Raw genomic sequence first — 11723 nt, 5'->3', positions numbered from 1 at the left:
TGGTAACGAGCTGTTATGCGGGGGTATCTATGGAGGAGGTAGTAGTAGGTTCGTTGTCGTCGAGCAGCATCCGCATCGAGGGGGTGTACAGGTCATCCTGCTGGCCGGTTTTCATCGACCATAGAAAAGCCCCGAAAAATCCCAGTGCCAGCAGCAGACTAATGCCAATCATGAAGAAGATAATGTTCATATTCGTGAGCGTTTGCCGGGTCAAAAGTGCGGCTTATCCGCTGGGCAACGTATGAGGTTCGTCAGGCAGGGGGGTGATAGAATTCAGGTAAACCGGGCGGGCTGACAAAACTCATCCGGTCGGCTGACCGGCGTTAGACTGGCGATAAAACACGGGGACTACTTTTGGGGCTATTACACCAGATTCTTCTTTCTTAATGATCATTCTCGTCTTTTTTCTCGCGCATTGGTACCTGTCGGTCCTGATGCAGACCCTCTTTCTCCACCGCTATGCCGCCCACCAGATGTTTACCATGAGCAAGGGCTGGGAGAAGGTTTTTTACGTTGTGACGTTCATTAGCCAGGGATCGTCGTTTTTGAGTCCACGCGCGTACGGTATTATGCACCGGCTTCACCACGCCTACGCCGATACCGAGGAAGACCCGCATTCACCGAAGTATTCCAAGAGTATGATGGATATGATGTGGAAGACCCGGCAGTTTTACAACGACATTCTCAACAACCGGGACACCATTCCGGCGAAGTTCAAAAAGGGGGTGCCTAACTGGCCGTGGATGGAATGGTTCGGGGATCGCTGGCCTGTTCGGGTGGCCTGGGGAACGTTCTATGTGCTGTTCTACATCCAGTTTGCCACCTCACCCTGGCTGTTTCTGCTGCTGCCGTTCCATTTTTTCATGGGACCGGTGCATGGTGCCATCATCAACTGGTGCGCGCACCGCTACGGCTACATCAACTTCAAAGTGGACGATACGGCCAAAAACCTGTTGCCGTTCGACTTTCTGATGATGGGCGAATCGTACCACAACAACCACCACCGCTACGGCGGTCGGGCCAACTTCGGCGGTTTTCGCTGGCACGAATTCGACCCGGCTTATCCGCTGATTTTATTGATGAATAAACTGGGCATCGTGAAGCTCCGGCGCGGGCGCGACGAAGCGTATATGTAAGGTGATTCAATGCGAGACGGCGTTGTTTTCAGTGGGATATCCTGTTGGAAAACAACGCCGTTTTTCCTTTTAATACGTAAAGAGGGCAACCAGTGTCTGGCACACCTGGTGGCATACCGCGTCGTCTAAGCGCCCGATGTGTTTTACCAATCGAACTTTGTCAACCGTGCGGATCTGATCTAAAGCGACCTGACCAGCCTGACCGGAGAATTGGCAGTTGACTCGGGTGGGATAACGCTTTTGCGTGCTGGTTAAAGGCGCAACCATCACGGTATTGAGCCGTTGGTTAATCGCATCCGGGGATACAATCAAACAAGGACGTGTTTTGGCAATCTCGCTGCCCTGGGTCGGATCTAATGAAACCAGCCAAACGTCAAACCGCTCAATTACCATGTCCACTCAGTTTGGTCAAACTGGTTTGGTGTGCCATCAAACAGATCGCCTTCGGGCTGATCTCCGGCTTTGATTGCTTCATCAAAAACCTGTTCCCAGCCGTCCCTTGGGTGTTTTTTGACAGCGCGCAGGATAAGCGCTCCTTCAGTTATTTCAATGTCAACCGCACCTTCAATGCCTGCCTGTTGCAGAACCGTTCGCGGCAGGAGAATACCTTGTGAGTTGCCAATTTTACGAATGATCTGTAGCATACATTTCGAGCTGATTTGTTATAACAAAGGTATAACAAATCAGCTCGAAACCGTCTTTTTTAAACACGGATTTTTTGCCGGTTAGTTGAAAATCTACTAACCGCTCAGACGTCATTCATCATTGTCATCTTACTTCCCAATCGCTTTCCACCGCATCCCCAGGGTCCCAATCAGCAACATCGTCGCGGAACTGACGGGCATCAGGATGGCGGCCACAACCGGCGAAAGATTCCCCGTTAACGCGTAGGAAAGACCTATGAAGTTATACAGCAGCGAAACCGCAAAACTAAACCGGATCAGCCGCATACCGAAGCGGCTGTACGCCAGCAGTTCGGGCAGTTTTCGTAGTGAGGATGCTTCCAGAATGGCGTCGCTGGCGGGTGTAAACTGAACGGTGTCTTCCGTGACGGCCATGCCGACATCGGCCTGTTTCAGCGCCCCGGCATCGTTCAGGCCGTCACCCACCATCAGCACGCGGTGGCCCCGGTTTTGCAGGTGCCGCACGATGTCGAGCTTTTGCTGCGGCTGGCAGTTGAACGTCATGTGATCCGGGGTAAACCAGCGTGCCAGTTCGGGCCGGGCCGTGTCGGTATCGCCCGAAAGCAGATACAGTTGGTGCGTAGATTTCAGCAAATCGAGCATCGCATCGAGACCGGGGCGGTACTGGTTCGGAAACCGGAAACAACCCCGGTATTGCTGCTCGATGGCCATATGGACACGCGCTCCGGCTGAATCGGTTGCGGTTTCTTTTGAGGATATTGACGACATTGACTGCGGATTTACAAACGAAGCAGAGCCGATTTTGACTTCCCAGCCATCCACGAATCCGTGTAACCCGCGACCCGGTATTTCCATAAAATCCTCCACCACCAGCGGTTGAACGCCGGCCAGATGAGCGGCCAGTTTCCGGCTGAGCGGGTGGGCCGACTGCCGCACCAGTGAGATCACCAGCGCCTGTTCAAAGTTCGTCAAAGCTACCGAAAACTCCTCCACAACGCTCCCGTGTTTGTCTTCACGCATTCGTTCCATCACTCTTTCACTCACGGTCTCCGTCAGCGTACCGGTTTTGTCAAAGACGATGGTGTCACAATCCGCCATGTGCTCGATGACGTCCGCGTTTTTGAGGTACAATTTCTGCTGGCTCAGCTTCCGAATTCCATTCCCCAGCGCGAACGGATACGACAGGGACAGCGCACATGGACAGGCAATGATCAGAACCGCCGTAAAGGCGTTGATGGCCCGCGCGGGGTCGTGCGTGTACCAGTATAAGCCCACGATCGTGGCTAGCGCAATGACGGTCAGGGTAAAATACTTCCCGACAGCATCGGCAAAGGTGCGCATTCGGGAGGTGTCGCCCTTGCGGAACGCGTCGTTGTTCCAGAGTTGGGTCAGGTAACTTTGCGACACCTCCCGCACCACTTCCAGTTCAATGGCTTCGCCAATCTGCTTGCCACCGGCATACAGCAACGCCCCCGGTTTCTGGGCTTCCGGCTCCGATTCACCCGTTACGAAACTGTAATCGATGGTAGCCTGGCCTTTATACAGCAATCCGTCGGCGGGAATCAGTTCGTAGTTACGAACCCGGATGCGGTCACCCTTGCGGAGTTCGGCTACGGGAATGGCGGTTTCGCCCTCCGGTTTTAAAACCGTTACGGCCAGCGGAAAATACGATTTGTAATCCCGTTCGAACGACAGAAATTCGTGGGTACGCTGCTGGAACCATTTGCCGCACAACAGAAAGAAAATCAGGCCCGTCAGCGAATCGAAATAACCGGCACCGTTGAGAAACAGAACCTCGTAGGTTCCCCGGAAAAACGCGACCAGAATCCCGAGCAGAATGGGAAAGTCGATGTTGATGATGCCTTTTTTCAGACTCGTCCAGACCGATTCGAAATAGCCCGATGCCGAGTAAAAGACGACCGGAATGGCCAGCACAATGTTGAGCAGACCGAAGAGGTGTTTGAACGATGGATCGTCGAGGCCGAGGTATTCGGGAAAGCTGAACAGCATGATGTTGCCCGAACAAAAACCCGCCAGGGCCAGCCGGTAGAGCAAGGGGCGGTACGACGGTTTTTGCTGTTCTTTAACGACATCGTTCAGGCTGATCAGCGGCTCGTAGCCAATCGACGCGAGCAGTTCGACCACCTGCCGGAGCGTGAGCTGATCGGGCTGGTAGGTCAGGTGAACCTGCTTTTTGAGAAAATCCACCCGCGACTGCTGAATGCCCGGATGGATGCGGTAGAGGTGTTCGAGCAACCATAGACAGGAACTGCAATGGATGGTCGGAACGTAAAAGGTAACCCGGGCGACCGACGCACTGGAAAAGGACAGCAGTTGGGCAACGATGGCGGGATGATTCAGAAAGTCGAGCCGGTTTTTTGGGGTATTTTCCGTTTTGAGGGGGTTGCCGGGCCGAACGCCGGTGCCTTCCTGTTCAATCGAATAATATTGACATAACTGGTTTTGATTCAGAATGCTGTAGACCGTTTGGCAGCCTTCGCAGCAGAACGGTTTTTCATCGTATTCAAGGTTGTGCTCTGCACAGTCGTTGCCGCAGTGGTAACAGGTAGTCGCTGAAATCGTTGCTGTACGCATACCATATTTTTCTTGGCAAATTGGGTCGGAACAGGTCGTTAAACCCTGACGAGCGTCAGCAAACCGAGTGATACCGGTCAGGGTATGGCGTGCGAATCTCCGCCAATTTTGGTGCGCAAATCTCCAATCCGTATGCAGTCTCTCATTCAGAAATACGACGTTCCCGGCCCGCGCTACACCAGCTACCCGACTGTGCCGTTCTGGGACGAAACCACGTTCAGCGAAACCGCCTGGGTGCAAAATCTCAGACAAGCGGTTTCAATCAGCAACAGCACGACCGGTTTGAGCCTGTATATTCACCTGCCGTATTGTGAAAGCCTGTGTACGTTTTGCGGCTGCAACAAGCGCATCACCCGCAACCACGGCGTCGAAGAACCGTACATCGATGCGGTTTTGGCGGAATGGAATCTCTACTGTGATTTGCTGCTGGAACGGCCGCGTCTGGCCGAACTGCACCTGGGGGGAGGAACGCCCAGTTTTTTTGCGCCTAAACAGCTTGAACGGCTGTTGACGGGTATTTTCGAACGCGCCACGCCCACCGAATTTCCGGATTACGGCTGGGAAGGTCACCCCAACAATACTACCCGCCAGCACCTGCGGGTACTCTATCAGTTTGGTTTCCGGCGGGTCAGCTTTGGCGTTCAGGACTACGACCCGGTGGTGCAAAAAGCCATTCACCGGCTTCAGCCGTTCGAAAACGTGCAGCAGGTGACGACCTGGGCCAGCCAGATGGGCTACCAATCGATTAGCCACGACATCGTGTTTGGACTGCCGTTTCAGACGCCGGATTCTATTACCGATACGTTCTACAAAACCCTGATGCTACGGCCCGACCGCATTGCGTTTTATTCCTACGCGCACGTTCCCTGGATCAAGGGCAACGGGCAACGCGGTTTTCGGGACGAAGACCTGCCGTCGGGTGAGCAGAAACGGATTCTTTACGAAACCGGGCGGGCGTTGCTGGAGCAGGCGGGGTACGTCGAAATCGGCATTGACCATTTTGCCCTGCCGCACGATGCCTTGTTCAAAGCGCTGCAAACCGGGACGCTGCACCGGAATTTCATGGGCTACACGACCACCCGAACCCGCGCCCTGATCGGTCTCGGAACCTCGTCCATCGGCGATGTGTGGTCGGCGTTTGCCCAGAACGAAAAAGACCTCGATGCGTATCTCGGCCGGGTCCGGGCGGGCGAATTGCCGCTGCTGCGCGGCCATGTGCTGAGCCAGCAAGACCAGTTTTTGCGTCGGCAGATTCTGAACATCATGTGTCAGGGCGAAACCCGGTGGACCCGGGATGGCTGGACGGAGGACGAGTGGGCGGTTTTGTGCGACCGGCTGGACTCGTTCCGGTTCGACGGGTTGATCGATTTCAACGCGGAAGGCTTGCGGGTACTGCCCGAAGGACGGCCCTTCCTGCGGAATATCTGCATGGCGTTCGATGCGCGGCTCAACCAGGCCCAGCCTCAGACCCGGTTGTTTTCGCAGACGGTTTAGAGCTATCGTTGCCCCGAAGCGTCGGTCCGGCCCCAGAAGGGGGCTTAGCTCTGTCATTTTTGAGCCCCTAATTGATTTAAGCATACTAAGCGCCGAATTAACTATTTTGGTTTATCAGCCCACTGCTTTAGAAGTTGTTTGAATGAAGGCCGGAGGCCTGTCCTGTCACTAGTCCACAGCCGATAGCAACGAGTGGTAGCTCCGGAGGAGCGGACTGAAGATGTTTTTAGACCGCTCCTCCGGAGCTACCACTCGTTGCTATCGGCTGTGGACTAGTGACAGACCGCCCTTCCAGGGCTCTCCCCGATTAACTCAAACAGCTAAAGCAGTGGGCTGATAAACATTCAGTTCGCTGGTCATTAAATTTAAATTAATTAGGGGGGGGCAGAACAAAGCAGGACAATTTATCATTCTTAGGAGCTTGAAAAGGATTGAGGATCTGACCTCAGTGCTTTACGAAGTTCTCAGGAGGCCGCATGCCGGGTTGAAAGGGATTTTCTGTTCGTCCTTCTCCCCGGTTTTTCGTTTTTGGTCTCCCACAAATACGTATCGTCATGGTTTTTTTGCAGCCGGTAAAAGGCAATCGCCATCAGAACCGTAGACGGAAAAGCCGCATACAATCCCAGTGGAGCAATGGCCAGTCCGAAAACCAGCCCATCCCAGCAACCCAGCTTAAAAAGCTCTCCTTTCAGAAGCATCGACCCGGCAATCAGGGCCTGACCGGCAGCAATCACCAGGATCATGGGTCGGATGATCGTTACAAACGGTCCCATGATAAACCAGCGATACAGCGGAATGGCGGTGTCGGCATAATCCTGATACACCGAAGGGGAAATCAAAGCCATCGACGCATTGAACCAGGCGGCCCAGCCAAACAGGAGCAGAAAAAACAGCCGGGTGGTCCGGGGCCATTTTTTGCTTCCCCAGATGGCGACGAGGAACAAGAGGTTGGCGACCGTGTAGGCCGTCCAGAAAAAAGTCAGGGAGAAAAACATGGCGGTTTTGGAGATCGGTTACAAAGCGTGAGGATAACGGAATCGGCCCCCGCCGATTGACAGGGTTACATACAGGCCGTTGAGGGCATAGGTCGGCTTGAACTGGTGTTGAACACCTTCCGGAATCTGCACCCAGTGGGCGGATTTGGTACTGGCCAGATACCCAACGCGCAACCCCAGCCAGAGGCCCCGGACTTCATCCGGATTGTCGGACGGGTTGCGTGCGATCAAGTGGTTGAAATGAACCGCCAGATCGGTGGAATGGCTGGGTAGCATCCACACCACCGGCTCAGAACCCGTTTGGTTGATGCTGATGACGGATGAGGAAAGCCCCTGACTAAAAGACGAATAGAGCAAACACCGCCGGTTGTCGAACAGCACGTAGCCCAGCTTGAGCTGCCCCAGACCGGCCACACGTTCGACGCGGGTTTGTTGAACGGAAACGCTGCGGGCTGTCAGGGCCGACGCGCTGAAACCGGCCATCCACCGGTTTCGGCGCAACCACCCTTCTCCTCCGCTGTAGATGAAATGGTTGTGGAGCGTGGGAAACCAGTCGGGAGCGAAGGTGTGGGCGACAGCACCGGATTGCGGGGCATTGAGGTAGCCCATCTGAAAAAAACCGATACTACCCCGGACGGTCTGGGCCGACGTCCCCGCGCAGCCGGTCAGCAACAGACCGAGCATGATTCCTGCTGAAATAATCCGTCTCATCGTCTTGGTAGGTGAAGGAGCGTGTAAACCGGTATAAAACTCCTTCGGAATCGGGAAAAAGAGAATGACGGATGAGAGATAACCGGCTGATCGTCGTCAGGTTAGCGCGTGGGTATAACACCGGCCGGTTTTGCTCTGAATCTGAATCCGGTACACCACCGGGTAGACGACCTTGTGGTCGACGGGTTCTTTTTCGCCGGGATAGCCCATTTTTTCACCCGCAAAAACCGGAATTTTTCGGTGTTCGAGCAGATATAGGGCATAATCCCGGTCATCACCCTGCAATTCTTCGAACAATCCTTCGATGACCACGCTGTGCCAAAGGCCGGGACTGATCATTTCGTCGATTTCGAAAGCGACGTGCGGATTCTTGCGTAGCAACTGAGTTTTGGTGCCTTCGCGGGTGAGGCCCAGAATGGCGTGTCCATCGTAGAAATACATAACGGGTTCGATCAGAATCCGGTCGTCGGCAGCACAGGCAATGCGGCCAAAATACTGGTTGACCAGCATGGAGTCCATTACTTCGTTGGTAAGTTCGGTTAACATCGGATTTAGTATTTTACGGTTTGCCAGCCGTACACATCCGGGTAAAAAACCAGCGTGCCGGCCGAGTTTACATCGACGGTTTGGTACTGAATAAGGACCGGAACCGGGCCGGGTAAGGGAACGGTTCGGGAGGGAAGATTGACCTGAGTGCTTTCCAGAAAAGCCGGCTTGAAATACGGTGACCCCAGCAGTAGATTCGCCAGTTCGACCGGTTTGGCCACGCGGATGCAGCCGTGGCTCAAAAACCGCCGACTGTTGCTGAACAACTCCCGGTGGTTGGTGTCGTGCAGGTAAATATCAAACGGACTGTTCACGTCGAACTTCATGACGCCCAGCGCGTTATCGCAGCCGGTGGACTGACGCAGCCGATAGGGGAAATTCTGGGCCGAAAGCGCCGTCCAGTTCACGGATTCGGGCGCAACGATCCGGCCCTTTGCATCGAGTACCTGTAGTTTCATTGCATCCAGAAACCCCGCCGGATTGCGTTTGATTTTGGGCAAAAATTCCTTGACGGCAATTGACCGGGGCACATTCCAGTACGGGTACGTAATGATCCGGGTGAGTTGCGCACCGAAAAGGGGCGTCGGGGTGCGGGGAGTGCCGACAATCACCCGCGACTGCAACACTTCGTTTCCCTGGCGATTCAAAACCCGGAGCGTTGCGGAAGGAATGTTGACCACCACCACGAGGTCGGAAGCCACCCGATTCAGCCAGCGGTAGTTGTTCAGGGCGGTTTTGATCTCGTGCCAGCGCGGAATCGAATCGCCACCGAAAAACATCAAAGAGTCTAACCCCGCCCGCAGCCTTTGGTAGGGCTCGAAAACCGGTTCCAGTGAGTGCCATTGGGCCACCCAGTCCGGGGCTTTCATCCGAATTTGCTCGACCACCTGATTGATGCGGGCCGAATCGATCTGTTCCGGCAGGTTCCAGTAACTCAGCCGGTTGGGGCGGTTTCCGTAGGCCAGTTCATACGCCAGCCGACTCAGGGTGGCGCTGTCCAGCCGAACACCCGTTGTGTCCAGCCCCGACCGATACAGCAGATTTTGCCATTCGGGAAGGGTTTGCCCCACCACGGTCGGAAGCCGGGTGGTCAGGAGAATCAGGATAACCCAAAGCGTTTTTAGATTCATCGGTTGCGGTATGAGTGGATGGGGTCGTCGCGGTAACCGGTACCAAAGTAAGGGGATCGCAGCCTGGAGAGTGCTAATGATTATAGGCAGACGAGGTGATTTATGTCAGCTTTTGGGCGGATGAATATCAGGGCGTTACCGGAATGGGCCCTTTAGTTTTGCGACAGATCGAACGAAAGTCCTAATCCAGCCCTAAACACGCCATACCGCCATGACTTTTGAACCCGCCCAACACCAACTGGCCTTTGTGCTGCCCGTCTCCTTCCGGAAAGCGGAGGTGATTTTTCAGAAACGATTTGATCACAGCGAAGAAGTTCATCTGGTGGTTCAGCCGAATCAACGGCCCCGGCAGGTGGTTTCAACGCAGCAACTGAGCAGCGGACTCTGGCACGTCATTCTGGACTGGTGGGATGGGAAACGGCATTACTGGGCCGAAAAAGATATTCTTATCCACTAAACGGGGCAAAGGCAGTTTCTGCGTGTCCCCACTTCAACCCTACTCTTACCGATGAAAACCATTGTTTTAGCGACTGATTTTTCCAAAAGTGCCAAGCCCGCGTCGGACTTTGCCCTCCAGCTTGCCACGCTTCTCAAGGCCCGGCTCGTTCTGCTGAACGTCTACCACCATCCGCTCCGTATCCCGGCTTTGCAGGCCGTGTTTACGCCCATGGAGGAAAAAAATAAAGTGAGCGCCCGGCGGAAACTCTACCGGTTGCGGGACAAACTGCAAATCGCTGCGGGCGGACGGCTGACGATCTCGGTCACGGCCCGGGAAGGCTCGACGCTGGAAACCATCAACGCGGTGGTAAAAGAGCAAAAAGCGGATTTGCTGGTGATGGGAACCGCCGGAGCCAACTCGCCCGGTGCGCGGTATTTCGGGAGCCAGGCCACGGAAATGATTCTGCACACGCTGGTGCCTTTGCTGCTGGTGCCGCCAGCGGCCCATTTTGTGCCGTTTAAAAACATTGTCGTGGCGATTGATTTCGGAAAACCGGTCGATGCCCTGGCGCTGGATGGCGTGCTGCGGTTTGCCACCCGGTTCGATGCGTTTCTGAACATCCTCGGCGTCAGCGACAAACCCGCCGATCCCGCCATTCAGCAGGCTGCGGAAGCCGTTCGGGATTTGCTCCGGCATCGTCCACACACGGTAACGGTTGTTGGCGGAGACGACCTGACGCGGACCATTCTGGAATTTACGCAGGCGAATCGCGCGGATCTGGTCATGATGTTGCCCAAATCCCACAACCGGTTTCTGTTTTCCATTCTGGAAAGCAACACCCAGCAGATGGCGCGGCAATCCGACGTGCCGGTTTTGGCGATTGTATAAAATTGGTAGTTTTAAGGCCCTGCTGCGCCGAAAACTCACCAAGGCGGTTTTTAGCGGCATTGAAATTGCAGGAGAAAAGAAAACCCTTATTCCCTGGTTATGAAAAAGATACTGTTGCTAACCGACTTCTCGGAAGCATCGAAAAAGGCGATTCACTTCGCTCAGGCCCTGTTTGACGACACAGCCGCCGAATTCTGTCTGCTGCACGCGTATCCGCTCGAATCCGATACCATGTACGGAACTACGTTTCTGATGGAAGAGGCCGAACAAAATGCCTACCGCAGCCTGCAGGAAATGCTGTCGGAACTGATGGCCAACTACCACCCGCCGTTTCATTCCTACCAGATTCGAACCGCCCCCGGAAGTCCCATCGGAGCCGTGGAAGCCGCGCTGGAGCAGGAAGCGTTTGATTATGTGGTGGTGGGGGCCAGTGGTTCCGGTTTTACGGCGGTTTTGGGAAGCGTGGCAACCGGGCTGGTTCGGCATGCCAAAACCAATGTGCTGGTGGTGCCCCATACCACCGCCATCCGACCCGTTCGGGAGGTGGTGCTGGCGACCGACTCCAGCACCCTGCAGCACGTGCCCTGTTTACAACCGCTCAACGAACTGGTAACGCGGAAAAGTGCACGTTTGACGGCTTTGTCCATCGTGAACAGCCATACGCCGAAGCTGGTCGGCGATGACTTTGAACACCACAACCAGCGACTTGCGCAGGTATTCGATTCGGTGGAAACCGGACCGTATTTTATTCTGGACGACGAAGTGGAACACGGGATCAACACCTACCTGACCACGCATTCCGTCGATCTGCTGGTGACCGTTCCGCACCGGAAAACGTTGCTGGACGCCGTCTGGAACCGCAGCCTGACGCGTCGGCTGGCCTTCCGGCCGCCAGTTCCGCTGCTGGCTCTGTATGACCCGGAGCCGGTTGGCCGGGAATCAGCCGAGAAACCCTTCTTTGATGAAGCGTAAAAGAAAGTAAGCTAGGATGGATTGATGGAAAAGCAGGGGTCGATGACTCCTGCTTTTTTGGTGCGTAGTGAAGAGAAGTCAATGTAAAATTTCAACTGGTGAATGCTAAATATAAAAGTAGTCCGCCAGCCCCACTTTTACATTTAGCATTCACCAGTTGAAATTTTACATTG

13 protein-coding genes are annotated in these 11723 nt (G+C 54.7%); 5 read left to right on the top strand and 8 right to left on the bottom strand.

Going from position 1 to position 11723, the window contains the following annotated elements; genetic code table 11:
• Positions 1 to 13: 13 nt before the first annotated feature.
• Complete coding sequence (gene ccoS / locus F0P93_RS00515; protein ID WP_150874439.1) at positions 14 to 190, bottom strand: cbb3-type cytochrome oxidase assembly protein CcoS; 177 nt, start codon at positions 188 to 190, stop codon at positions 14 to 16.
• A gap of 196 nt (positions 191 to 386) precedes the next feature.
• Here ccoS and F0P93_RS00510 point away from each other — a divergent pair, with 196 nt between their 5' ends.
• Positions 387 to 1136, top strand: a complete 750-nt coding sequence (locus F0P93_RS00510; RefSeq protein WP_150874438.1) for an acyl-CoA desaturase — start codon at positions 387 to 389, stop codon at positions 1134 to 1136.
• 69 nt (positions 1137 to 1205) lie between these two features.
• Here the strand turns inward: F0P93_RS00510 and F0P93_RS00505 are convergent, their stop codons facing one another.
• The 3 genes from F0P93_RS00505 to F0P93_RS00495 all read right to left on the bottom strand — a co-directional run bounded on the left by F0P93_RS00505 (position 1206) and on the right by F0P93_RS00495 (position 4375).
• Complete coding sequence (locus F0P93_RS00505) at positions 1206 to 1529, bottom strand: type II toxin-antitoxin system PemK/MazF family toxin (RefSeq protein ID WP_191908691.1); 324 nt, start codon at positions 1527 to 1529, stop codon at positions 1206 to 1208.
• Positions 1523 to 1780, bottom strand: a complete 258-nt coding sequence (locus F0P93_RS00500) for an AbrB/MazE/SpoVT family DNA-binding domain-containing protein (protein WP_150874436.1) — start codon at positions 1778 to 1780, stop codon at positions 1523 to 1525. The genes F0P93_RS00505 and F0P93_RS00500 overlap by 7 nt, the downstream gene beginning before the upstream one ends.
• A 129-nt stretch (positions 1781 to 1909) precedes the next feature.
• Positions 1910 to 4375 carry a heavy metal translocating P-type ATPase gene (locus F0P93_RS00495; RefSeq protein ID WP_150874435.1) on the bottom strand — a complete coding sequence of 822 codons (2466 nt, stop codon included), beginning with the start codon at positions 4373 to 4375 and terminating at the stop codon, positions 1910 to 1912.
• Positions 4376 to 4507: 132 nt separating this feature from the next.
• Here F0P93_RS00495 and hemN point away from each other — a divergent pair, with 132 nt between their 5' ends.
• The gene (gene hemN / locus F0P93_RS00490; RefSeq protein WP_150874434.1) at positions 4508 to 5869 is read left to right on the top strand and encodes an oxygen-independent coproporphyrinogen III oxidase; all 1362 of its coding nucleotides are present in this window, start codon (positions 4508 to 4510) and stop codon (positions 5867 to 5869) included.
• A 464-nt stretch (positions 5870 to 6333) separates the two neighbouring features.
• Here the strand turns inward: hemN and F0P93_RS00485 are convergent, their stop codons facing one another.
• The 4 genes from F0P93_RS00485 to F0P93_RS00470 all read right to left on the bottom strand — a co-directional run bounded on the left by F0P93_RS00485 (position 6334) and on the right by F0P93_RS00470 (position 9251).
• Positions 6334 to 6864 carry a hypothetical protein gene (locus F0P93_RS00485; protein WP_150874433.1) on the bottom strand — a complete coding sequence of 177 codons (531 nt, stop codon included), beginning with the start codon at positions 6862 to 6864 and terminating at the stop codon, positions 6334 to 6336.
• An 18-nt stretch (positions 6865 to 6882) separates the two neighbouring features.
• Positions 6883 to 7575 (bottom strand): hypothetical protein, encoded by a 693-nt coding sequence (locus tag F0P93_RS00480; protein ID WP_150874432.1) that lies wholly within the window; start codon positions 7573 to 7575, stop codon positions 6883 to 6885.
• A gap of 96 nt (positions 7576 to 7671) precedes the next feature.
• Positions 7672 to 8121 (bottom strand): pyridoxamine 5'-phosphate oxidase family protein, encoded by a 450-nt coding sequence (locus F0P93_RS00475; protein WP_150874431.1) that lies wholly within the window; start codon positions 8119 to 8121, stop codon positions 7672 to 7674.
• Positions 8122 to 8126: 5 nt separating this feature from the next.
• Positions 8127 to 9251: a L,D-transpeptidase family protein gene (locus tag F0P93_RS00470; RefSeq protein WP_150874430.1), complete on the bottom strand. Its 1125-nt coding sequence runs from the start codon at positions 9249 to 9251 to the stop codon at positions 8127 to 8129.
• A gap of 211 nt (positions 9252 to 9462) precedes the next feature.
• Here F0P93_RS00470 and F0P93_RS00465 point away from each other — a divergent pair, with 211 nt between their 5' ends.
• The 3 genes from F0P93_RS00465 to F0P93_RS00455 all read left to right on the top strand — a co-directional run bounded on the left by F0P93_RS00465 (position 9463) and on the right by F0P93_RS00455 (position 11550).
• Positions 9463 to 9708, top strand: a complete 246-nt coding sequence (locus F0P93_RS00465; protein WP_150874429.1) for a hypothetical protein — start codon at positions 9463 to 9465, stop codon at positions 9706 to 9708.
• 51 nt (positions 9709 to 9759) lie between these two features.
• Positions 9760 to 10578, top strand: a complete 819-nt coding sequence (locus F0P93_RS00460; RefSeq protein WP_150874428.1) for a universal stress protein — start codon at positions 9760 to 9762, stop codon at positions 10576 to 10578.
• A gap of 99 nt (positions 10579 to 10677) precedes the next feature.
• Entirely contained in the window at positions 10678 to 11550 is an 873-nt protein-coding gene (locus tag F0P93_RS00455) for a universal stress protein (RefSeq protein WP_150874427.1), read from the top strand.
• The last annotated feature ends 173 nt before the right edge of the window (positions 11551 to 11723 follow it).

Origin of the sequence: Larkinella humicola (genome assembly GCF_008727875.1) — a bacterium.
Classification (GTDB): Bacteria; Bacteroidota; Bacteroidia; order Cytophagales; family Spirosomataceae; genus Larkinella; species Larkinella humicola.
The sequence above is the reverse complement of the archived record's forward strand: the minus strand, read 5'-3'. Positions and strand labels throughout refer to the sequence as shown.

What these genes read in the sequence shown, in the direction of transcription:
- ccoS (WP_150874439.1), bottom strand. Translation starts at nt 190, where the DNA reads ATGAACATTATCTTCTTCATGATTGGCATTAGTCTGCTGCTGGCACTG.
- F0P93_RS00510 (WP_150874438.1), top strand. Translation starts at nt 387, where the DNA reads ATGATCATTCTCGTCTTTTTTCTCGCGCATTGGTACCTGTCGGTCCTG.
- F0P93_RS00505 (WP_191908691.1), bottom strand. Translation starts at nt 1,529, where the DNA reads ATGGTAATTGAGCGGTTTGACGTTTGGCTGGTTTCATTAGATCCGACC.
- F0P93_RS00500 (WP_150874436.1), bottom strand. Translation starts at nt 1,780, where the DNA reads ATGCTACAGATCATTCGTAAAATTGGCAACTCACAAGGTATTCTCCTG.
- F0P93_RS00495 (WP_150874435.1), bottom strand. Translation starts at nt 4,375, where the DNA reads ATGCGTACAGCAACGATTTCAGCGACTACCTGTTACCACTGCGGCAAC.
- hemN (WP_150874434.1), top strand. Translation starts at nt 4,508, where the DNA reads ATGCAGTCTCTCATTCAGAAATACGACGTTCCCGGCCCGCGCTACACC.
- F0P93_RS00485 (WP_150874433.1), bottom strand. Translation starts at nt 6,864, where the DNA reads ATGTTTTTCTCCCTGACTTTTTTCTGGACGGCCTACACGGTCGCCAAC.
- F0P93_RS00480 (WP_150874432.1), bottom strand. Translation starts at nt 7,575, where the DNA reads ATGAGACGGATTATTTCAGCAGGAATCATGCTCGGTCTGTTGCTGACC.
- F0P93_RS00475 (WP_150874431.1), bottom strand. Translation starts at nt 8,121, where the DNA reads ATGTTAACCGAACTTACCAACGAAGTAATGGACTCCATGCTGGTCAAC.
- F0P93_RS00470 (WP_150874430.1), bottom strand. Translation starts at nt 9,251, where the DNA reads ATGAATCTAAAAACGCTTTGGGTTATCCTGATTCTCCTGACCACCCGG.
- F0P93_RS00465 (WP_150874429.1), top strand. Translation starts at nt 9,463, where the DNA reads ATGACTTTTGAACCCGCCCAACACCAACTGGCCTTTGTGCTGCCCGTC.
- F0P93_RS00460 (WP_150874428.1), top strand. Translation starts at nt 9,760, where the DNA reads ATGAAAACCATTGTTTTAGCGACTGATTTTTCCAAAAGTGCCAAGCCC.
- F0P93_RS00455 (WP_150874427.1), top strand. Translation starts at nt 10,678, where the DNA reads ATGAAAAAGATACTGTTGCTAACCGACTTCTCGGAAGCATCGAAAAAG.